Source organism: Actinophytocola sp., assembly GCF_035762905.1.
In the GTDB taxonomy this organism is placed as follows: domain Bacteria; phylum Actinomycetota; class Actinomycetes; order Mycobacteriales; family Pseudonocardiaceae; genus DASYTH01.
Genome location: NZ_DASUCC010000131.1, coordinates 120,236 through 141,948, shown reverse-complemented (window position 1 = coordinate 141,948; position 21,713 = coordinate 120,236). Strand labels below are relative to the sequence as shown.

Here is a 21,713-nt window from a genome sequence, read left to right as displayed (position 1 = left end):
TCCTCAGTTCAGCTTGAGCATTGAGCCCTTGACTTCGGTGATCGCCGGGCTCTCGATCTTCACGCCCATCTTTCCGGTGAGCTGAAGTTGGCCGTCGGTCTCCATCTTGATCCCGCCGGTGCCGGCCTTGATGTTGATCGCGCCGAGCCCGGGGCATTCGATGGTCAGCGTGCCGGACGGGGTCTTGCTCGCCGGCGGGGCCGGGTTGCAGGACAGCGTGATCGTTCCGGCGACCTGGTCGATGGTCAGCGACAGCTTGTCGTCCTTGGTGCCCAACACCATGGACGACTTGATCGGTGGAGCGCCGGGCGGCCCGGGCGGCAGGTCGTCGGTGAACAGCAGCTTGTTTCCGGCCGGGGTGGCGAAACCACGCTCGTTCACCGCACCGGAGCCACTCACCGCCGAGCTCAGTGGGCCGTACTTGGAGTTGCTGTTGATCAGCCCGCCGAGCACGTAACCCCGCCGGGGATCACCGAACTCGAAACCGATCAGCACCTCGTCGCCGACCTCCGGCAGGAACAGCGCGCCGCTGCGCGGGCCGGCGCCGACCTGCACCACTCGCGCCCAGTCCGATTCGTAGTCCGGCGAGAGCCACGGCAGCGCCACCTTGACCCGGCCCAGCTTGTCCGGATCCGACACGTTGGTCACCACGCCGCACACCAGCCCGGAAATCTGGCTGCGGTGGTCGCGGGCTCCGGCGGTCAACCCGAGCAGGTTGCGGTTCTGCCTGCCGCTGACCCAGAACCGCGTGTGATAGCCGTTCTCCATCGAGTCGAAGATGTGCCGGGCGTTGGTGACCGTCCACTTGCCGATGAACTGCTTGGGTACCCCGTCGATGTCCACCTGTGCGCCGGCCTGGATCGCCGGGTCGCCCATGGCGTCGCCCTCGGCCTCGGCGAACGTGCTGGCGATGTGGTCGGCGACGCCCTTGGCCGCCTCCTCGGCCGCCCGGGCGGCCGACGGGCCGAACGCAAGCGGCCGGTCGACCACGACGTAGGCGGTGTTGCTCGGCGCCGTGCCGAAGTCGATCTTCGGCAGGCCGGGAATCGGTGGCAGCGCGGGAAGCGAGGGCAGCGGCGGCAGAAATCCGTCGGTGAAGGAGTTGGCCAGGGTCTTGGGCACCTGGCCGTCGATGGTCGCCGTCCCGCTGACCGAGTCGGTCTTGGACGCGACCACCTTGGCGTCCTTGGAGTCCCACATCCGAACCTCGACGTCCGGCGTGATGTTCGCCGCCGAGATCCGGGGGAAGAAGCTCATCAGGTTGTCCTTGAACATGAGCTTGCCGGAGTCCAGCCCGAGCGCGCCGGCCGCGGCGCTGGCCATTCCGCCGAGCCCACCGCCCGCGGCGGCCCCGGATGCCGGACGGAAGAAGAACTCCCCGCCGGCCACCCCGGTCTCGTAGCCGATCTCCCTGGCCCGCTGGGAAAGGAAATCCCAGTCGGTCTGCGCCACCTGGGCCATGTGGTCGTGGGTGACGCTGGTGGCGGCGACGTCGCCGATGGTCAGTCCGGCGTTGCGGGCCACCTGCTTGGCGATGTCGGAGTCGGTCATGTTGACGTAGGTCTTGGTGCGCTTGGCCCGCTGCAGCCGGTGGGCCTGCTCGTACCCCCGGACCACCGTGAAGATCATGTTGTCCTGGCAGATCGCCTCGATGGAGGTGACCTCGCCCTTGATCAGCGACGTGGTCATCTCGTCGCTTTCCTTGCCGCCCTTGATCTCGATCTTGGTGCCGATGGCCAGCCCGGCGTCGTCGGCCAGGGATCCCTTGTCGTCGAGGAAGGTCATCTCGAACATGTCGGGCAGGTGCAGGTGGGTGTCCACCACCGTGCGGATCAGGTTCTCCTCGGCCGACGAGCCCAGCGGCAGGCCCAGCGGTGAGCCGATCATCACCACCGGGTGGACGATCCGGCCGAAGCTGCCACCCAGCAGGCTTGTCATGACCGCCTCGCGGTGAGCTCGTCGGGGTTGGGCAGGTAGATCATCGTGCCGGGCCGGACCCGGGTCGGGTCGTTGATCCGGTTCACCTCGGCGATCCGGCGCCAGAGGCCGGGGGTGCCGTACTTCTCCATGGCGATCGACTGCAGGCTCTCCCCGTGCGCCACGGTGTGCGTGCGCCGCCCGGGAATGCCACCGGAGGTCGGGTTGGTCGGCAGGCTGCCGAGCTTGCTCGGGATCTCGTTCATCGTGATGCTGATCTTGGCCCGGGTGGGGATGCCGGCCGGGGTGAACCGCTCGTAGGTGACCGAGCACTGGCTGATCGTCACGTCGTACATGAAGCCGATCATCGGCGGACCCCACTGGAACGTGACCGGCGCCGGTGCCGTGGAGAAGTTCGAGCCGGCGGCGGCGAACTGCGCGAGCAGTCCGGTGCTCGGGTTCATCCAGGTGAGGAGGGTGTCGCAGCGCAGCTTGGTGAACGGACCCTCCATGATCACGTCGGCCAGCTTGATCGTGGATGCCTTGACCTGGCGGGTGTACGTGCCCGAGGTACCGGAGGTCTTCGCGCCACCGGCGAGTGCGGTCGCGTCCGGGCGCTGCGGCCGGCTCATCCCGCCCGTGGTCGACTGGCGGCTCATGGTGATGGTCTCGGGGTTGAAGTCGAACGGGACGACGCCGATGTTGGGCGGGGTGATGCAGTAGAGCGTCGCCGGGATGAGCGAGCCGATGACCGACACCGCGTCGACGACCGCGCCGACCGCCGTGTTGACGGCATCGGTGGCCACACCGATCGCGTCGCCGGCGACGTCCACGGCGTCCTGCGCCTTGGAGATTCCCTTGGCGGCTTGCTCACCGGCCTTGTTGACATCGGACGCGGCCTTGTCCACGTCGTCCGAAATAGCCATCTTCTCCATCTCCCATCGAGCTCGTCGGCACCCCGGCGGTTACAGGAATCCCTCGTGCACCAGCGTCAACTTCTCCACGGCGATGCCGAAGGTGGACGCGCTCAGTTCCGGCCCGTCCCACTTGGCCGGATAGACGTTGCGCAGCGACCAGCTCGCGACCGGATCCAGGTGCGAGTCGAGCAGGGTGATCTCCGCCGTCCCACCGCCGCCGCTGGTCTGCGCGGTCATCCAGCCGTACACCTTGCTGCGCAACCAGTTCTGCACCTTGGACGAGTCCGCCGCGTTCATCGCCCGCTCGAGCACGATCGGCTTGTACTCGATGTGCTCGGCGAGAATCGGCTGGTACTCGTAGTTCCCGCCCTCTTTCACGGTCTTCGACTTGAACTCCACGGCGAGGCCCGTGCACTTCGACCACCCACCGAGGTTGACACCGTCGATCGTGACCGCGAAACGGGTCTGCAGGCCGAGCATCGAGCTCACGCTGAGCGCCATGGTCTGTCCTCTTTCGACGGTCGGGAACTGGTTTTACGCCTTGTCGTCCTCGAGGAAGCCCTCGTGCTCGAGTTCCAGCGTCTCGATGGCGACCGAGCTGGATCCGGCGTCCATTGACGTGATGGCCCACTTCTTCGGCATCACGTTGCGCAGGTGCCACTCCATGATGTCGGACTTGCTGGAGTCCTGGAGCGCGATCCGGATCTCCGAGCCGGCCTTGTGCGCGAACGAGTTGCTGTCCAGCCACTTACGGACTTCCTTGGAGTCCTTGCTGTCCGCGGCCCTGGTCAGCTTCACCGCGGTGTACTTCGTGTTGGCCGGCGCGAACCAGCGCGCGTTGCCGGCGTCGCCGGCCCGGTAGTCCGCGACCTCCCAGGTGACGTCCAGGCCCTCGGCCTTCTGCCAGCTCCCCAGGTCCGGTCCGCCGGTAACCTTGACGGTGAACCGGTTTGACAGGCCGATGGCCGACTGGTCGTTCAGCATCGCATTCTCCTATCGGAAATCCGTGAGCAGGCCGGCCCGCTCCCTGTCGATCAACAACTCAAGACGCAACCGGCTGCGCAGCCGGTCGTAGAGCCGGGCGGTCAACTCGTCCAGGTCGAGCCGCTCGATGTCGATCCACCCGTCCCGGAGCGCGGATTCCGGGTCCGGCTCGCCCGAGCCGATCACCATGCTCGGGGTACTGGCCGGGGCGGCGGCGGTTTGCTCGGCGGGCGCCGGGGCCTGGCTCTGGGCGGTCTCGAGTTCGGTGGCGGCGGCCGCCTGGGTCGCCGCGGCCGATGCGCCGGCCATCATCATCGCGCGGTTCACGTTCGCCGCGGACTGCTCGGCGATGACCTGCCGGACCTGCTCCATCGTTGCGTCGTCGAGCGTGCTGATGGCCTGCTGGCCCTTGATCGCGCGATCCAGGTTGATCACCTGGAGTACCTGGCTGGCCATCGCCGCCTCGTCCGGCGGTGCCGCCGGCGCGGGACCGCCGCCGACCGGCGCCGGTCCGGTGGTGTCGACCAGTGTGGGCAGCGACGGCTCGGTGACCGGGAACGCGGTGAACCCGGACCCGCCGAGCGCCGGGTTGGTCCACTGCTCGATCACCTTGGTCGTGGTCTCCTGGGAGATCTGGCTGACCTGTACCCGCGCCGGTTCGCTCAGCACCAGGTCTGATGTGGACGGTGCGGGCGGCGGCTCCGGCAGGCTGCTGACGCTCATCGGCTCCGGCGCCAGCGGGGCGAGCTGCACGCCGGCCGTGCGGGCCGCCTGGCTGAGCACCTGGGTCAGCACCGGGTGCACCAGCGGTTCGGCGGTGTGCCCGTGGCCGGCGTGCTCGTGCTCGGCGGCCACCGCCGCGGCCTCGAGCTCCGCACCGACCGGGGTGGACGGCCCGGGCAACGACGAGCCGAGCGTGCGCTGCTGCACGACGTGCACCAGCTCGTGCGCGAGCAGGCCGCGAGCCTTCGGGCTGTCCAGGGATCCGGCCTCCTCCGGCAGGAACACCTCGCCGCCCCTGGTGAACGCGCGGGCACCCAGTGAGCGCGCCTCGACGGCCACCTCGGGTCCCCGATGGACCGGCACATCGGAGACGTCGACGCCGTGCCGGCTCAGCATCGTCGAGGCCAGACTCGTTGGCACGCGGGCGACACCACGCCGGACAGCGGCCGGCGGCTGCTGGTCCGGCCGTGGCTGCGTCGCGCGGTAGACCAGGGGCGTGCTGCTCGTCGCCGGGCCGCGCCGGGGCGTGACGGCGGTGGGTCGCACCGGCCCGGACGGGGCCGCGGTGGGCGGGCTCGGCGTGGCCGGCGGTTCCTGCGGTGCCCCGCGCACCGGTGGCGCAAGGCTTGCCGGCGGGGTGTCACTCGCCGGCGAGGTGTCCGCGGCCGTGTCCGCGCCGGCCGGAGAACCCGGGTCGGGCGCGGGCCGGTGGACCAGCGGCGGTGGTTGGGCCGGCTGCGGGGGTGGCTGCTGGTCGTCCTCCGCGGAAGGCTCGGCGGAAGCGGTCGACGGGACCGGTTCGGCCGGCTGGGAGGGCCGGCCCGGCGTCTGCTGCGGTGCCACCGCAGGGGTCTGGACCGGACGCTGCGGGGCGGCCGGCAGTGCCAACTCCGGCTGGCCCGGCCGGTTCAGCGGCGCACCCAGCCCGAGCCGGCGGGTCTGACCGAGGTTGGGCCGCCGCCGCGGCCGCTCACCGGCTGCCGGTGCCGGCAGTTGTGGTTGTGGCTGCGGGGCCTGCGGTGCCACCGGAGTCGGCGAACCACCGGTGGCCGCCGCCAGAGAGTCCATTGTGGACATGGCGGACCGGACCGCGGTATCCGGTGCCGGGCTGTCCGAACGCACGACGGGCCGGGGCGTGACCATCGGTGCCGGGCGCGGCGGATCCGGCAGTTCGATCGCCGGACCGGCGTCCAGACCGGGAATACCGCCCTGCTCCAACCAGGCCGGCGCGAACCGCAACCAGCCGGGCGCACGGTACGGCTCGGCCGGCTCCCGAGCCTCGCCGACGTGGGAACCCACGGCATCGACCAGGCTCGGTGCGGCCGGCGGAGGTCCACTGTGGACCGGCCGGTGCACTACCGGTGGCCGGACCGCCGCAGCCGGTTCCGCTTGCGGCACGGTCGGTTCGGGTGGTGGCGGAATGGCCGCCGCGAGTCCCTCGACCCGCCCGGCCGCCGGTCCGATGGGCGGGCCGGAGACCGTGCGGTGGCCCGGCAACGGTGGCAGCACCGGTGCCGGACCCATCACCAGCGGCGCCGACGGGTTGACGGTGACCGGAAGCGGTGGCAGCGTCGCCCACTGCCGCCCGGACCGCCGCACGGCGGGCGCGCCCGCCGTGGCCTCCGGCGTGCCGACCGTGCCCGGCGCAAGGTGGCGGGCGTGCTCGGACTCGGCCGCCGAACCCTTCCGCCGAAATGGCCAGCGCATCACACTCTCCCGTCACATGAAGAACCAGTCAGTCCTCCGCACCGAACCTCGTGTGGATCTTGCCGATCTCGGAGATCACCCGTTCGCGCACGGGATGCTCGAGGTCGAGGATCTTGTCGAGATCCCAGTGCAGGTAGTAGGCGACGTACGCGACTTCCTCCCACACCCGGTCAGTCGCGTACGTCAGGATCCCCCCGGCGCATCACCGGCGACATCCACCGTGAAGTCCTGGCCGCAGTGCGGGCAGTTGACTCCGACCTCGGTGTGGCCGTCGGCGTTGATCCGCCGGTACAGGTCCTGCAGGAACGCCAGGTCCGAGGCGAACAGGTTCTCGACCACGAAGTGGTCCACCTCGGCGACCGATCCCAGCGTGGTCACCGTGCGGGCCAGGAGCAGCACCGTCAGGTAGGCCGGGTTCTGCTTGGCCCTCGGGTCGGCCTGCGTGGTGATCTCGTCCCTTGCCGTTGCCAGCCGCATGACCCCGTCGCGGTGCACCACCCCGTGCTCGTCCACGTAGCCACGCGGCAACGTGAACGGGTACTCGGTGCGCAGACCGCTCGCCGGCTCGGCCAATGCCGTCACACCGACACGCGCTGGATGCGCTCGGACACGATCGTGACCGTCTCCATCAGCACCTCACTGGAGCCCGCCTTCAGCGCGCCGATCTCCAGCTTCGACGGCCAGGCGTGCTCGAGGTGGTAGCGGGCGACCGGCTTGCCGTCGGTGTTGTACATGATCAGCGAGCAGCTCTTGCGGGCCGCGACGATGTTGCCCATCAACACGGCCTCGTGCCAGGCCCACAGCTCCATGCCGTTGTTCTTGCCGCGCTTGAGCACCAGCGTGGCCGGCTTGGTCTTACCGGGGAGCTTCTTGAGGATGACCTCTTTGTCGGTCGACTCCATCAGCTCCACCGGCTCGACCTCGGTGGTGATGCCCTGCAGCTCGGAGAACGCCGCGATCTCGACGCCGTCGATGGTCAACGAGAACCGGGCGGCTGTGATCGCATCGTTCGGCTGGCTCGGGCCAAGTCCGCCTGCCATGGTGAATCCTCCTTAGTGGACAGAAGTCTGGGTGAACGGGTGGCCGGTCACTCTTCGAGCCCGGCGCCCTCGGCGAACTGGGAGATGCGGAAGACCACGAACTCGGCCGGCTTGACCGGCGCGATCCCGATCTCCACGACGAGGATGCCGGCGTCCCGGTTCTCCGCCGGGTTGTTCTCCTCGTCGCACTTGACGAAGAACGCCTCGGCCGGAGTGCGGCCGAACAGCGCGCCGTCGCGCCACACCCGGCGCAGGAACATGGTGACCGTGCGCCGAACCGAGTCCCACAGCTTCGGGTCGTTGGGCTCGAACACCACCCAGTTGGTCCCCTGCAGGATGGACTTCTCCACGTAGTTGAACAGCCGCCGCACGTTGAGGTAGCGCCACTCGGGATCGCTGGACAGCGTGCGCGCGCCCCACACCCGGATGCCCTGGCCGCGGAACGAGCGGATGCAGTTGACCGCGATCGGGTTGAGGATGTCGTGCTCGCCCTTGGTGATGTTCAGCTCGAGCGTGACCGCGCCGCGGATGACCTCGTTGGCCGGGGCCTTGTGCACGCCGCGGCTGGAGTCGTTGCGGGCCCAGATGCCGGCCATGTGGCCGCTCGGCGGAACGAACACCTGCTTGCCGGCCACCGGGTCGGCAACCTTGATCCACGGCCAGTACATGGCCGCGTACTTCGAGTCGTAACCGGTGACGTCCATTCGCCACTTCTTGACGTCCTCGGCCTTCAGACCGGGCGGGGTGTCCAGAATGGCGACCCGGTCGGCCATCAGCTCGCAGTGCGCGATCATCGCCAGCTGCACGGCCTTGACGTCCTCTTCGGACAGCGCGCCCTTCTGGTAGGCGGCCATCAGGTCCGGCACGCACAGCATGGTGACCTCGTCGATGGCCTCGAGGCCGCCGAACCCGGTGCGGTCGGCCGAGTTGCCGACGTAGTCGTTCGACTCGATCTTCACCGGGGCGGGCGCCGGGGTGGCCAGGGCGATCTCGCCGGCCTTGGGCACGGACAGCGCCTTGCCCTTGGTCTCCTCGATCACGATCAGCTTGGACTGCTGGCGCACCACGGTGGCCACGTTGTTCGGGCCACGCTTCGTGGTCACGTTGTCGAACGTCTCGACCGGCTGGCCGCCCTGCTTGACGATCAGCTTGAAGGCGTCGTCGCCGGCCTCGCTGGCCGGCGCGACCTCGATGGTGATGTCGCCGGCGTCGGCGGCGCGGGCGGCGATGGTCAACGCCGGCCGGCCCTCCTGGCCGGCCGAGGGCAGCTCGGCGTGCGGCAGCGCCACGTGGCCGTTGCCGTCGATGGCCGCGCCGTTGCCGGACGCACCACCGACCCGCACGACGTACGCGACACCGCCACCGTTCTGGAAGTAGCCGTATACGGCGTGCGCGAGGTAGTAGTCCTCGACGAAGTCACCGAAGGTCGACTTGAACTGGGTCCAGTTGGTCACGAGCACGGGCTCGTGCAACGGGCCGCGCTCGGCGAAACCCACGAAGGCGGCAACCGCGGTTCCGACGGCCTCGATCGGCCGGGAACCCGAGGAAACCTCCTCCATGTACACGCCGGGCGAGAGGTAACTGCTGGCCATCTCGGGTCTCTCCCTCGTTACGGTGCCTGGGTTCGCGTCACCGGCGGCAGGATGACAACACCCCCTAGCCGGTGGCTCCCCGAAGCTTCATCGGTAACGACGTCTTGCCGCAGTCGTCGGGGGGCGGGGCAGTGGGCGAGCGGTTTTGCACCTTCGGGCACCGGAACCGCACTGAAAGGACGGGCGGCCGACCGTGGGCTCCCCGCCGGTACGCCCGGAGACTGACCGAGTGATCACTGAGGTGGACGACGCGCTGTGCGTGCTGCTCGGCCGGGCCCTCCCGGAGGGCACGATGGTGCGTCTCGATCCGCCCAAGCCCACCTGGCAGACCGAACGCCCGTCCAAGGCGATCGACCTGTTCCTGTTCGGTCTGCACGACGACCCGCGCGGCCGGCAGTCCGGGTTCGACGAGGTGCGCGACGACCGGGGCGCGGTGCTGTCCCGGCGTGAGCCGGCCCGCCGCTGCCTGCTGTCCTATCTGGTCACCGCGCGGGCGCCGAAGATCAGCGAGGAGCACCGGCTGCTGGACATCGCCCTGCGCACCATGGTCTTCACCGACATCCTGCCGACCGACTGCCTGCCGGCCGAGCTGGCCGAACTGGACGCACCGGTGTTCGTCAACGTCTCGGAGAACGACGCGGGCACCCTGTGGAGCAGCCTGGGCATGCCGGCCCGGGCCGCGTTCGTGGTCCGGATCAGCGCGCCGTTCGTGCCCGAGCCGGACACCGACCTCGCGCCGCCGGCCGAGAAGATCACCCTCAACGCCGGGCAGGGCCTGCGCCCGCCGGTCCAGGCCGGACCGCTGGCGCCCGCAGGCCCGAAGAAATGGGTCCGCACCCCGGCCCCGGACAACGCTTCGAAGGTGGCGAGCAAACCATGAGCCCAGCCGCGAAGATGGGCGACAAGGTCGTCGGCACCGACATCCACATCATCAACATTCCGTCGCCGGGCGGCCCGGTGCCCACTCCCCTGCCGCACCCGTTCGCCGGCACGATCACCGGCGGCTGCAGCACGGACGTGTTGATCCAGAACATGCCGGCGGCGGTGCTGGGCAGCACGGCCACCAACGCGCCGCCGCACATTCCGCAGGGCGGACCGTTCGCCGTCCCGCCGACCAACCAGGGCACCGTGATGAAGGGCAGCGCCACCGTACTGATCAACAACAAACCGGCCGCGCGGGCCGGCGACACCGTCATGACCTGCAACGACCCGGCACCAGCACCGACCAGCTCCATCGTGGCGGTGAGCACGGTCGATATCGGTGGGTAGGGGCGCCGGGTGACCAACCCCGATCTCGCACCCGGGGAGAGCTCGGAGTGGGTGCTCTACCTCCAGCAACTGCTCAACCACTACTACCAGCAGGACGTGGTGGCGGAGAACGGATGGTTCGACGAGGCGACGGCCAGCGCGGTGAGCCTGTTCCGGGACCAGAACGGGCTGGAGAAGGGGGACGGCGTGGACGAGACCGTGTGGGAGCGACTTGCCGGAACCTGATTCCGTAACCGAGGGAGGAAACCAATGTCGGAGGAAGCGACGTCGGGCACCACGACGGCCGAGCCGGGCACGACCGGACAGACCACGGGCACGCACGCGGGCGGCGGTCAGGCCGGCGGCGGGTCGGGTACCGGTCCACTGCCCGAGCTGAAGCCGGGCAGCACGGACACCAAGTGGGTCACCTTCCTGCAGGAGATGCTGAACTACTACTACCAGATGCAGGTGGTTTCGGAGGACGGCAACTTCGGCGGCCAGACGGTGGGGGTGGTCCGGCACTTCCGGGAGCAGAACAGTCTTGACGACGGGGACACCGTGGACAAGGAGTTCTGGGCCAAGCTCGGTCTGCAGGACTCCACCTCGCAGTCGGGCGGGCAGAAGCCCGGCGGCCAGACCGGACAACAAGGTCACGGCCAACAGGGGCAGGGCCAGCACGGTCAGCAGACTCAACAGGGCGGTCACGGGCAGCAGACCCAACAGAACGGCGAGTCGCACGGCGCGGACTTCGACGACGTCGACTGGCCGGTCAGGATGGACGGGAGCAGCTCCAACGAGACCTGCTGGGCGGCGGCGCTGGCGATGGTGCTCCAGTCCCGCGGCGAGAACTTCACCGTCGACGCGCTGTGCCAACAGGCCGGCGTCACGGTCAACGACTGGACCAACCTGCAGCGCGCCATGGAGATCGGAACCAACCTGGGCCTGCCCAAGGTAACCTGCCAGGACGGCACCGCGGCCGGCCTGGCCAGGGAGCTGCAGGCGCATGGTCCACTGTGGACACCGCTGCCCGGCAACGAGCAGCACATCGTCGTGCTGGCCGGGATCACCCCGAACGGTGGCGATCCGTACGTACACGTGCTGGATCCGCTGAACGGCGTCGACCATTGGCTGTCGATGGCGGACCTCGCGTCCGGCTACGGGATCGGCGAATCATTCTCCGGCGAAGTACTGTCCGCGCGCTGACCGTCCCGCCCGGTCGCGCCGACCAGCCGGCCGGGCGCGATCGGAACGCCGGCGAGCACCAGCATCCCGATCGAGGCGAGCTCCTCCTCGTACCGCAGGAACCAGGCGTTCTGCCGGCCCGGTCCGTCGTCCTCGGGCATCCGCCCGTTGTGCGGCAGGGCGGTGACGTCCAGCGAGTACAGCACCTCGCCGGTCACCGTGACCATGCCGCACTCGCAGCTCTGCGCGAAGCTGATCGAGCACCGGCCGCCGAACGCCATCGTGTTCGGCGCGTGGAACTGGTATCCGGTCTGGGCGAACCGGTTCCCGGCGGCCGAACCGATCGCCGGGGTGTAGGAGCCGAGCCCGGTGACCATCAGCCCGCGGCACATGGTCCGCAACGCCCGCAGCGTGCACGCCCGCAGCGCACCGGTCTCGGCCGGCGCCCGCCGGGGAGTGGTTGCGACCTCCAACTCCCCGGTGAGAAACAGGTCGACCCGCACGGTGACGTGGCCGATGTCGGCGGACGCGGTCGCCACCGGGGTATCGGGCAGGCGGTACCGAAACGAGGGTGCATCGCGCGTCACCGCGTCCCCTTGCGTCATGGCCACACCGGCCAGTCTCGTTCCCGTCGGTGCGGACCCGGATGACCGATCGGGCAGATGTTGGGGCGGTGAGCTCGGCCCCGGACTCACCGGCCCGAAACACGGCCGTCCCCGGCCGGCAACAGCGGCGGGGCACTCTGGGCCGATGGACGAGACGAGGACCGCCCCGCACACCTGGCTGCTCCGGGTCGAGCTGGACGACCGCCCGGGAGCGCTGGCCCGGGTGACCACCCGGCTCGCCGCTCGGGACTGCAACGTACTCGGCCTGTCGGTGCTGCCGGTGCCGGGTGGCGTGGTGGACGAGTTGGTGATCCGGACGCCTGCGGATCTGGTCCCGGCCACGCTGGTCGACGACATCCGGGCGGAGGGCGGCCGGATCGTCGGGTTGACCCCGGCGGACGTGCGCAGCCTGGTGGACGGGACGGCCACAGCGCTGCGGGCCGTGGCCGCCGCACTGGTCGATCCGGCCGGCGTGCCGGAGGCGGTGCGCGCGGTGCTGGCGGCCGACTCGGCCGGGTACGAGTCGGCCGGATCCGAACCGGACCGCACCGGCGGGCACCGGTACACGCTGGACACCGGAACCGGCACCACGCTGGTGGCCCGGCGCGGCTGGGCCCCGTTCACCGACGTCGAGGTGTCCCGGGCCGGCGCCCTCGCCGAGATCCTGTCGGCCGCCGCCGTCCAGGCCGCCGCGCCGATCGCGGTGATCACCACCGACGGCGCGGGCGTGGTGCTGCGGCCCGGCACCACGGACGACGCCGACGCCGTGCAGAACCTGCACGCCCGCTGCTCGGCCCAGAGCCTGTTCGCCCGTTACCACGCCGGCGTGCGCACCCTCCCGCGCCGGCTGTTGTTCCGCCTGCTCAGCCCGCCGCGCGGGACCACCCTGCTGGCCCTGTGCGGCACCCAGGTCATCGGCCTGGCCCAACTGCTGCGCACCACCACCCCCGACGAAGCCGAGATCTCGGTGCTCATCGAGGACGAATGGCAGGGCCGCGGCCTCGGCACCGCGATGATCCGCCGCCTCGCCACCCTCGCCCGAGCCGCCGGCCACCGCGAGCTGGTCGCCTGGTGCCTCCCCGGCGAACACGCCTTCCCCCGCACCGCCGCCGGCTCCGGCCTCCCGATGTCGGTCCGCCGCGAGTCCGACCTCACCCGGGTCGCACTCCGCGTCACCGGCTAGCCCGAACGTCACGGCCCGGCTCCCGGGGGCCGCCGGGCAAAGCCCGGCTCCACTTTCGCCGGGCGCCTGCGGCACCCGGCGAAGCCGAGCACGACTCCCCCACCCCCGGCCCCGGTTCCGCCCTTAGCCACATCGCGCCGCACCCACGATCGGAACCGTCGACTCACCGGCACCCAACCGGCGACTCGCCGACATGTTCAGGCTTTCCTTCGGCGAGTCCCCGTTTCGGAACATTGAGTCACCACCTCAGGACCGGTGAGATGCCTCGAGGAGCCGCAGCCCCGGCCCGGTCATGCCCGACGTCCGCGGCGCCGGGCGCCGCAGGCGCCCGGCGAAGCCGGCGCACGGCTTCGCCGGCCCAATTCCGGTTTCCGATTCCCAATCGAGGACTCGCCGGCCCCCAGCCGAGGACTCGCCGGTTCCCAACCGGGGATTCGCCTGCCCCAGCCAGGGACTCGTCGGTTCCCAACCGGGGACTCGCCGACGGTTGTCCGGGGACTCGCCGGTCCCAACCGGGGGACTCGCCGGGCCGCAACCGGGGACTCGCCGAAGTATTCGGGCTTTCCTTCGGCGCGTTCCCACTTCCGGGTCACTGAGGCACCACCTCAGGACCGGTGAGATGCCTCGAGGAGCCGCAGCCCCGGCCCGGCGCCCGCTTCGCCGGGCGCCGCAGGCGCCCGGCGAAGCCGGGCCCGGCTTCGCCGGGCCGATTCCGGTTTCCGGTTCCCCATCGAGGACTCCCCGGCCCCCAACCGAGGACTCGCCGGTTCCCAACCGAGGACTCGCCGAACGATTCGGGCTTTCCTTCGGCGAGTCCCCGATCCGGAACATTGAGCCACCACCTCGGACCGGCGAGATGCCTCGCAGAGCCGCAGCCCCGGCCCGGCGAAGCCGGGCCCGGCTCCCCGCCCCGATTCCGGATTCCGGTTCCCAACCGAGGACTCGCCGGTTCCCAGCCGAGGACTCGCCGGTTCCCAACCGGGGACTTCGCGGCACCCAGCCGGGGACTCGCCGAAGGGTCGTCCGGGTGGGGGCGCGAGGTCAGGGCGCGTTGTCGGCGGGGGTGCTGAGGAGGCCGCGTTCGAGGGCGATGGCGACGGCTTCGGCGCGGCGGGCGGCGCCGAGTTTGGCCATGATGCGGGTGAGATGGACGCTGACGGTCTTCTCGCTGATGAAGAGTTCGTCGCCGACCTGGCGGTTGGTGCGGCCGAGGGCGACCAGATGCAGAACCGCGCGTTCGCGGGGGGTGAACGGGTCGACGGCGTCCCGGACGGCGACGGGGTCGCCGAGGGTGATCCGGGCGCGCTTGGCCAGGCGGCGCAGGGCGTCGCGCAGCGGGCGGGCGTCGAGGCGGGTGGCGACCTCGTCGGCGGCGCGCAGCGCCGCGGCGGCGTCGTCCCGCCGATCGACCGCGAGCAGCGCCTCGGCCAGGCGCAGTTGGCAGAGTGCCCGGTCGTAGCCGGCGCCATAGTCGAAGGCGTCGACGGCGGCCGTCCACAGGTCCGGGTCGCCGTGGCCGCGCAGCCGGCTGGCCTCGGCCAGCGCGCGGGCCAGCCAGGCGCGACCCTCCAGCCCCAGGGTGCCGGTGCGCGGCACGCCGAGGGCGGCGGTCTTGCGGGCGTGCTCGGCCAACGCATCGCCCTGCTCCACGGCGGCCTTGGCGGCCTCGGGATCCCGGCGGACGGTGGCCCGCTCCACCACGTCGGCGTGCGCGGCGACACCGAGCGCGGCCAGCCTGATCCCGGCAAGCAGCCACTGCCCGCCGACCTGTTCGGCGGACTCGAGCGTCTCCTTGATCCACTCGACGGCCCGCTCCGGCCGGCCCCGCCAGCACGCCAACTCCGCCCCGGCGGCGCCGGTCAGCACCGCGATCTGCAGGTCCCGGTGCCGCTCCCCGCGCAGGTCGGCGAGCATCCGCTCGGCCTCGGCGAACCGGCCGCGGGCGACCACGAGCGGCGCACCGGCCGCGGTCAGCCGGGCCGAGACCGTGCCGGACACCCGGTGTCCCGGCGGTTCGGCCGCGGCCTCGCTGCCGGCCCAATCGCCGGCCACGTACCGGCTGATCACCTGCAGCACCCGCAGCTCCAGCCCGTAGGTGCTCCAGGCCATCCCGGTGGCCTTGGCCCGCTCCACGCCGGCGTTCAGCACCCGCGCGGCCTCATCCAGCAGACCCTGCTCGTAACGGTTGATCGCGAGCATGAACCAGGCGCGCAACTCGACCTGCAGCGCACCCGCCTCGAGCGCCTTCTGCCGGGCCGCCACCAGCCGCTCACGGGCCTCCTCGATCCGGCCGGTGCCCTCGGCGAGCACGGCCAGCGTGGTGAGCGCGTCGGCCTCGGCCGCCGCCGCGGACACCGCCCGGGCGTCGGACACGGCCAGCTCAGCGCGTTCCCGCGCGGTGTCCCAGGCCCCGGTGGTGCGCAGGATCGTGGCGTACACGGCGAGCACCCAGGCCCGCACATCGCTGGCCGGCCGGTCGGCGACCAGGGTCCAGGCCCGTTCGATCACCTCGCGGGCCTCGGCCTGCCGACCGTCCAGGATGTACAGCGCCTGGGCCAGCCGGCGGCGCAGCCGGGCCTGTAACTCGGGGTCCTGCCGCTGGTCGGCCAGTTTCACCGCGGAGCGCGCGTAGGCGATCGCCCGCTCGGGCTCGCCCGAGGTGCCGGCCACCCACAGCGCACGACGCAGCAGGGTCAGCTCGTCCACATCGGACGGATGCTCGTCCGGCGCGACCGCGTCCCACAACCGCAGCGCCCGCTCCAGGTGCCGCAGCGACTCGGCCGGCGCCCCGAGCCGCTCGGCCTCCTCGGCGGCCGCCACCGACGCGGCCAGCGCGCGCGGCATGGCGTGGCTTTCCATGCTGTGGTGGGCCAGCGCGGCGGCGGCACCCCGGCTGCCCTGCTCGGCGGCGAACGCCTCGGCGTACGCGGCGTGCAGCCGGACCCGCTCGCCGGGTAACAGATCCCCGTACACCGCCTCGCGCAGCAGCGCATGGCGGAACGAGTAGACCGCCCAATCTCCCACGACGACAAGGACATGGTGCTGGATCGCCTCGCGCAGCGCCTCCTCGAGGTCCACATCGGACAGTCCGGCGACGGCGTGCAGCCGGGCGTGCGGCACCTCGCGGCCGGCCACCGAGGCCACCCGGACCACCTGCTGAGCCGCCTCGCCGAGCCGTTCCACCCGGGCCAGCAGGACGTCCACCAGGGTCGCCGGCAGGCCACCACCGCCGTACTCGGCGTAGGCGGCGAGCAACTCCTCGGCGAAGAACGCGTTGCCCTCGGAGCGCCCGGCGACCTCGCGGACCACGTCGTCCGACAGCCCTTCCTCGGCCAGTGCCAGGACGAACTCGTGGGACGCCGCCGAGCCGAACGGCTCGAGCTCCAGCCGTTCCACCGCGGGCAGCCGGACCAGCTCGGCGAGCAGCCCACGCAGCGGGTGCCGCCGGGTCAGGTCGTCGCCGCGATAGGTGCCGACCACGAGCAGCCGCTGCGTGCGCAGCCGGGCGAGCAGGAACGACAGCAGGCCCCGGGTCGACCCGTCGGCCCAATGCAGGTCTTCAAGGACCAGCAGCACCGGACCCTGCCCGGCGAGATCCTCGAGCAGCCCGTGCACCGCGTCGAACAGCTGCAGCTGACCGATGTCCTGCTCGGGCCGGGACTCCCGGCCGGCGCCCGGCCAGTTGGCGGGGATCAACTCGGGCGCGAGCCGGCCCGGGTCGGCGACCGCGGGCACGGCGTACCCGGGCAGCAGCCGGGCCAGCGCCGGCCGGACCGGCAGGCCGGCCGGGAGCAGGTCCCCGGCCTGGCCGAGCGCCTCGGCGAACGGCAGGTAGGGCAGGCCGGTCTCGCCAGCGTCCAGGCACCGGCCGGCCAGCACCAGGGCACCGGCCGCGCGAGCGGTCCCGGCCAGCTCCTCGGTGAGCCGGGTCTTGCCCACCCCGGCGTCACCGGCCACCAGAACCGCGGCGGCGGTCCCGGCCGCGGCGCGGTCGAAGGCGGCGCGCAGCCGGTCCAGCTCCCGGTCGCGCGCCATCAGCGGAATCCCAGACCCCAGGCGTGGCACGTCCGGCATGGTACGGGGCGGGACCGACAAACTCTGAGCCGAAATCAGGGCGCCGGCACCGGCTGCTCGAGCAGCCCCCGCTCGTGGGCGATCGCCACCGCCTCGGCCCGGTTGCCGGCGCCCAGCTTGGCCATGATCCGGGACAGGTGCACGCTCACGGTCTTCTCACTGATGAACAGCTCTGCGCCGATCGCCCGGTTGGTCAGGCCGAGTGCGACCTGGGCGATCACCGCCCGCTCCCGCGGCGTGAACGGGTCGACGACCTCCCGCGCCGGGCTCTCGTCGGTCGTCAGCGTGACGCGGGCCCGCCGGGCCAGCCGGCGCACCGCGTCGCGCAGCGGGCGGGCACCGAGCCGCACCGCCGTCTCGTGCGCCGCGCGCAGCTCCGCCGCGGCCTCGTCGCGCCGCTGCGCCGCGAGCAACGCCCCGGCCAGCCGCCACCGGCACACCGCCAGCTCGTAGCCCGCCCCGTAGTCGAACGCCTCGACCGCCGCCTGCCACAGCGCCGGGTCGCCCGGCCCGGACAGTCGGCTCGCCTCGGCCTCGGCCCGGGCCAGCCAGGCCCGTCCCTCGGGCCCGAGCTTCCCGGTCCGCGGCAGCCCGGTGGCCGTGCGCCGGGCGATCCCGGCGAACTCCTCGCCGCGCGTCCGCGCGGCCGCGGCCGCGTCCGGGTCGCGCCGGGCGGTGGCCCGCGCTGCGGCGTCGGCGGCCGCGGCCACCCCGACCGCGCCCAGCCGGATGCCGGCCATCAACCCGCCGGCATGGCCGAGCGCGGCGTCGACGGTGGCAATGCCCTGTTCCGGCCTGCCCTGCCAGCACGCCAGCTCCGCGCCGACCCAGCCCATGGTGAACGCGATCATCAGGTCCCGGGGCCACTCCGGGCGCAGCTCGGTGACCAGCCGGGCGGCCTCGGCGTGCGCCCCGCGCGCGACCAGCACCTGGGCGCCGGCCGCGGCCAGCCGGGCGGAAACCGTGCTGGACACCCGATGTCCGGGCGGCTCGGCCGCGGCCTGCGCGCCGTCCCAGTCGCCGGTCACGTACCGGGTGACCACCTGCATCACCCGCAACTCCAGCCCGTACCCGCTCCAGGTCAGCCCGGTGCCCGCGGCCCGCTCGACACCCTCGTCGACCACCCGGACCGCCTCGTCGAGCAGGCCCTGCTCGTAGCGGTTGATCCCCAGGTAGTGCCGGGCGCGCAGCTCGGTGGTCAGCGCGCCGGCCGCCATCGCCCGATGCATGGCCTCGACCAGCAGCGTGCGGCTCTGCTCGACCAGCCCGGCGGTTTCATCGAGGGCGGCCAGCGTGGTCAGCGCGTCCGCCTCCGGGCCCGGCGCGTCGGCCGCCCGGGCGGTGCGCACGGCCAACTCGGCCCACTCCCGCGCGGTGTCGGACCGGTCGGCGCAGCGCTCGATCACCGCGTACACGGCGAGCACCCAGGCCTTGACGTAGCTCGGCGGGCAGTCCTTGATCAGCTCCCAGGCCCGCCGGATCACCCCGGTGGCCTCGTCCTCCTTGCCGTCCAATGCGGACAGCGCCTTGGCCAGCCGGCGCAGCGCCTCGGCGGTCACCTCCGGATCGGCCGCCTCCTCGGCCCGACGCACGGCGGACCGGGCGAACGCCACCGAGCGCTCGGGATCGCCGGAGGTGCCGGCGAACCACGATGCCCGGCGCAGCAGGGTCAGCTCGTCGGTCCCGGCCGGCCGGTCCGCCGCCGGCACCACGTGCCACAGGTCGAGCGCGCGCTCCACGTGCTCGAGCGCCTCGGCCGGGGCGCCGAGGCGGTTGGCCTCCTCGGCCGCGGTCACCGATGCGGCCAGCGCGGCCGGCAGCGCGTGGCTCTCCCGGCTGTGGTGCGCGAGGGCGGCGGCCACGCCGCGGCCGTCCGGCTCGGCGGCGAGCAGCCGCGCGTAGCCGGCGTGCAGCCGGACCCGCTCGCCGGGCAGCAGGTCGCCGTACACCGCCTCGCGCAGCAGCGCGTGCCGGAACGCGTACACCTCCCCGGCAGCCGGCACCAGGATGTGGTGCTGCACGGCCTCGCGCAGCGCCTCCTCCAGCTCGGCGTCGGAGAGCCCGGCCACCGCGCGCAGCCGGGGGTGCGGCACCCGGCGACCGGCCACCGAGGCCACCCGGACCACCTGCGCCGCGCCGGGGCCGAGCCGCTCGGTCCTGGTCAGCAGCACGTCCACCAGGGTCGCCGGCAGGCCACCGCGGTGCGCGTCGTAGGCAGCGAGCAGCTCCTCGGCGAAGAACGCGTTGCCCTCGGATCGGGTCGCGACCGCGCGCACCGCCTCGTCCGGCAGCCGGTCCTCGGCCAACGCCACCACGAACTCCCGGGCCTCGGCCTCGCCGAACGGCGCCAGCTCCATCCGCTGCACCGCGGCCAGCCGGACCAGTTCGGCGAGCAGCGGGCGCAGCGGGTGCCGGCGATGCAGGTCGTCGCCGCGGTAGGTGCCGATCAGCAGCAGCCGTTGCCCGCGCAGCCGGGCGCACAGGAACGACAGCAGCCGCCTGGTCGACCCGTCCGCCCAGTGCAGGTCCTCAAGCACCAGCAGCACCGGGCGCTGCCCGGTCAGTTCGCCGAGCAACCCGTGCACCGCGTCGAACAGCTGCAACTGGCCCACGTCCTGCTCCGGCCGGGCCGCACCGCGCGGCCCGCCCGCGCCGGTGGGCAGCGGCAGGCCGGTGACCAGCGTGCCGGGCAACGGCGAGTCCGGCAGGGCCAGCTCCGGAAACAGCGAGGCCAGCCGGGGATGCCCGGCGACCGCCCGGTCCCGGTCCGGAACCTGGCTCAACGCCTCGGCGAACGGCAGGTAGGCCAGGCCGGTCTCGGTGGCGTCCAGGCACCGCCCGGTGAGCACCAGCGCGCCGGCGTCCCTGGCCAGCCCGGTCAGCTCCTCGGTGATCCGGGTCTTGCCGACGCCCGCGTCCCCGGCGATCAGCACCGCGGCCGCGGAACCGGCCGCGGCCTGTTCGAAGGCGGCCCGCAGCCGGTCCAGTTCCCGGCCACGAGCCACCAGCGGTATTCCGGACCCGAGGCGCGGCATGTCCAGCATGGTGTCACACCGTCAGGCCGCCGGGTCCGTCTCGACGTTGTCCTTGTCCGGCTCCTGATGCGGGCGCAGCCGCCGCCACCAGGACGGCCGGGTGCCGCGGGATTCACGCAGCTGCCGGACGAACGCGTGGTTGCGGGCGGCTTCGTGCCGCCGGTCGACCTCTGCCCGTACCAGTTCGGGGCTCCACACCATCTCGATCACCTCGTATGTCGTCGTTCGTTGCCGACACTGAGGTTCGTCCTGAGGGCGTCGTCCGGGCATCGGAGGATCACGCACACCCGGCGGGTAAGACCCCTTACACGCCACGGACCGCGACACCTCAGGTACGTGGTGTCGCGGTCCGGGTTTCGCGCCTGGTCGGTGTTTCGACGGCGCAGCTACGCGCGCCGCTCAGCGGCTGTCGTGATGCCCCTCGTCCTTGACGACGCCAAGAAACGACTGCCAGCCCGGCGTTGCGAACGCCAGACGGCCAGCCTCGGGGTTCTTGGAGTCCCGCACCGCTGCGCCGCTTCTGCCCACGACGAGCTCGACGCAGTCGTTACCCGCACCACTGCGGCTGCTCTTCCGCCACCTGGCGCTTTCGAGGTCAGAAACGGTCACGCCCCGCTCCCTTCATTCCAATTAGGTCAGCCGTTCGGCCGCTTGCTTGACCATCAGCAGTGTGTCCGCCGGCTTGAGAGCCGTGGCTCGCAGGTGGTCGAACATCAACGTATACCGATGGACGTCGGGGGGCTCCTCCAAATAGGACCCGGATGTGGTGTTCTCCACATACACGACATCGGGGTCTGCCTGCTCTGGAAAACCCAGGATCATAAACGGTCCCTCCATGCCGGCGTGCGCGCCCGCCTCGAACGGCAACACCTGGAGGGTGACGTGCGGAAGCTGGGCGGTTTCGAGCAACCGGCGCAGTTGCCCGCGCATGATGTCTGGACCACCGACGGTCCGGTGCAGCACGGCCTCATCCATGATCACCCAGAACTCCGGCGGCTGCGCGTCGGTGAGCAGCGTCTGCCTGCTCTGCCGGGCGGTCACCCGGCGCTCCACGGTCTCCTCGCTGTAGTCCGGGGCGATCGCCTTGATCACCGCGCGGGTGTAGTCCTCGGTCTGGAGTAGACCAGGAACAAGTAACGACTGGTAGGTGCGCAGCGACGAAGCGTCCGACTCGAGACCGACGAAGGCTCCGGTGAACACCTCGTTGAACGCATGCCACCAGCCCTTCTTGCGCGCCTCCCTGGCCAGTTGTACCAGGGCCTCGCGCTCGTCCTCGGGCAACGCGTACAGCTCGAGCATGTCCCGCACGTCGCGTGGGGTCACTCCCACGTGGCCAGTCTCAATGCGACTGATCTTCGACGCCGAGCACTCCAGCTTCTCGCCCACCTCGTCGATGGTGAGCTTCGCGGCCTCGCGGAGCCGGCGCAGCTCACTGGCCAGCCGCCGGCGACGGACCGTGGGACTGTTACCTCGCGGCATGGGCGATCACCTCGTTGCTCGACTGTG

Annotated in this window: 20 protein-coding genes; 5 read left to right on the top strand and 15 right to left on the bottom strand. The window is 71.8% G+C overall.

Annotation, left to right across the window (positions count from 1 at the left end):
* Positions 1-3: 3 nt before the first annotated feature.
* The 9 genes from VFV67_RS28460 to VFV67_RS28420 are packed head-to-tail and all read right to left on the bottom strand — an operon-like array spanning position 4 to position 8,880.
* Entirely contained in the window at positions 4-1,938 is a 1,935-nt protein-coding gene (locus tag VFV67_RS28460) for a phage baseplate assembly protein V (protein ID WP_326473740.1), read from the bottom strand.
* Entirely contained in the window at positions 1,935-2,843 is a 909-nt protein-coding gene (locus VFV67_RS28455; protein WP_326473739.1) for a LysM peptidoglycan-binding domain-containing protein, read from the bottom strand. The genes VFV67_RS28460 and VFV67_RS28455 overlap by 4 nt, the downstream gene beginning before the upstream one ends.
* Before the next feature lie 39 nt (positions 2,844-2,882).
* The gene (locus tag VFV67_RS28450; protein WP_326473738.1) at positions 2,883-3,335 is read right to left on the bottom strand and encodes a phage tail protein; all 453 of its coding nucleotides are present in this window, start codon (positions 3,333-3,335) and stop codon (positions 2,883-2,885) included.
* 33 nt (positions 3,336-3,368) lie between these two features.
* On the bottom strand, positions 3,369-3,818 hold the full coding sequence (locus VFV67_RS28445; RefSeq protein WP_326473737.1) for a phage tail protein: 450 nt from the start codon (positions 3,816-3,818) through the stop codon (positions 3,369-3,371).
* 9 nt (positions 3,819-3,827) lie between these two features.
* Complete coding sequence (locus tag VFV67_RS28440) at positions 3,828-6,248, bottom strand: DUF4157 domain-containing protein (protein ID WP_326473736.1); 2,421 nt, start codon at positions 6,246-6,248, stop codon at positions 3,828-3,830.
* Positions 6,249-6,276: 28 nt separating this feature from the next.
* A complete protein-coding gene (locus VFV67_RS28435) occupies positions 6,277-6,435 on the bottom strand; it encodes a DUF6760 family protein (protein ID WP_325159523.1) in 159 nt (52 codons plus the stop codon).
* Positions 6,432-6,830 carry a phage tail assembly protein gene (locus tag VFV67_RS28430; protein WP_326473735.1) on the bottom strand — a complete coding sequence of 133 codons (399 nt, stop codon included), beginning with the start codon at positions 6,828-6,830 and terminating at the stop codon, positions 6,432-6,434. Before VFV67_RS28430 ends, VFV67_RS28435 begins: the two co-directional genes overlap by 4 nt.
* On the bottom strand, positions 6,827-7,288 hold the full coding sequence (locus VFV67_RS28425; RefSeq protein WP_326473734.1) for a phage tail protein: 462 nt from the start codon (positions 7,286-7,288) through the stop codon (positions 6,827-6,829). The genes VFV67_RS28430 and VFV67_RS28425 overlap by 4 nt, the downstream gene beginning before the upstream one ends.
* A 47-nt stretch (positions 7,289-7,335) precedes the next feature.
* Positions 7,336-8,880, bottom strand: coding sequence for a phage tail sheath family protein (locus VFV67_RS28420; RefSeq protein ID WP_326473733.1), 1,545 nt, complete (start codon positions 8,878-8,880; stop codon positions 7,336-7,338).
* Positions 8,881-9,109: 229 nt separating this feature from the next.
* Here VFV67_RS28420 and VFV67_RS28415 point away from each other — a divergent pair, with 229 nt between their 5' ends.
* From VFV67_RS28415 to VFV67_RS28400, 4 genes are read left to right on the top strand one after another with little or no spacing between them, the layout of a single operon-like run.
* Positions 9,110-9,760, top strand: coding sequence for a DUF4255 domain-containing protein (locus VFV67_RS28415; RefSeq protein WP_326473732.1), 651 nt, complete (start codon positions 9,110-9,112; stop codon positions 9,758-9,760).
* Positions 9,757-10,149, top strand: coding sequence for a PAAR domain-containing protein (locus VFV67_RS28410; RefSeq protein ID WP_326473731.1), 393 nt, complete (start codon positions 9,757-9,759; stop codon positions 10,147-10,149). The genes VFV67_RS28415 and VFV67_RS28410 overlap by 4 nt, the downstream gene beginning before the upstream one ends.
* Before the next feature lie 9 nt (positions 10,150-10,158).
* Positions 10,159-10,374, top strand: coding sequence for a peptidoglycan-binding domain-containing protein (locus tag VFV67_RS28405; protein ID WP_326473730.1), 216 nt, complete (start codon positions 10,159-10,161; stop codon positions 10,372-10,374).
* 24 nt (positions 10,375-10,398) lie between these two features.
* Entirely contained in the window at positions 10,399-11,331 is a 933-nt protein-coding gene (locus VFV67_RS28400) for a papain-like cysteine protease family protein (protein WP_326473729.1), read from the top strand.
* Here VFV67_RS28400 and VFV67_RS28395 read toward each other — a convergent pair.
* Positions 11,283-11,849 carry a hypothetical protein gene (locus tag VFV67_RS28395; protein WP_326473728.1) on the bottom strand — a complete coding sequence of 189 codons (567 nt, stop codon included), beginning with the start codon at positions 11,847-11,849 and terminating at the stop codon, positions 11,283-11,285. The two genes, VFV67_RS28400 and VFV67_RS28395, sit on opposite strands and share 49 nt — an antisense overlap.
* 211 nt (positions 11,850-12,060) lie before the next feature.
* On the opposite strand from VFV67_RS28395, the gene VFV67_RS28390 reads away from it, so the two are divergent.
* Positions 12,061-13,098 carry a GNAT family N-acetyltransferase gene (locus VFV67_RS28390; RefSeq protein ID WP_326473727.1) on the top strand — a complete coding sequence of 346 codons (1,038 nt, stop codon included), beginning with the start codon at positions 12,061-12,063 and terminating at the stop codon, positions 13,096-13,098.
* Positions 13,099-14,139: 1,041 nt separating this feature from the next.
* Here the strand turns inward: VFV67_RS28390 and VFV67_RS28385 are convergent.
* The 5 genes from VFV67_RS28385 to VFV67_RS28365 all read right to left on the bottom strand — a co-directional run bounded on the left by VFV67_RS28385 (position 14,140) and on the right by VFV67_RS28365 (position 21,686).
* Positions 14,140-17,172, bottom strand: a complete 3,033-nt coding sequence (locus tag VFV67_RS28385) for a helix-turn-helix transcriptional regulator (protein ID WP_326473726.1) — start codon at positions 17,170-17,172, stop codon at positions 14,140-14,142.
* A gap of 35 nt (positions 17,173-17,207) precedes the next feature.
* Entirely contained in the window at positions 17,208-20,216 is a 3,009-nt protein-coding gene (locus VFV67_RS28380; protein ID WP_326473725.1) for a helix-turn-helix transcriptional regulator, read from the bottom strand.
* A gap of 12 nt (positions 20,217-20,228) precedes the next feature.
* Positions 20,229-20,408 carry a hypothetical protein gene (locus VFV67_RS28375; RefSeq protein WP_326473724.1) on the bottom strand — a complete coding sequence of 60 codons (180 nt, stop codon included), beginning with the start codon at positions 20,406-20,408 and terminating at the stop codon, positions 20,229-20,231.
* Between the two features lie 198 nt (positions 20,409-20,606).
* Positions 20,607-20,816, bottom strand: coding sequence for a DUF397 domain-containing protein (locus VFV67_RS28370; RefSeq protein ID WP_326473723.1), 210 nt, complete (start codon positions 20,814-20,816; stop codon positions 20,607-20,609).
* 21 nt (positions 20,817-20,837) lie between these two features.
* Entirely contained in the window at positions 20,838-21,686 is an 849-nt protein-coding gene (locus VFV67_RS28365) for a helix-turn-helix transcriptional regulator (protein ID WP_326473722.1), read from the bottom strand.
* Positions 21,687-21,713 lie beyond the last annotated feature (27 nt).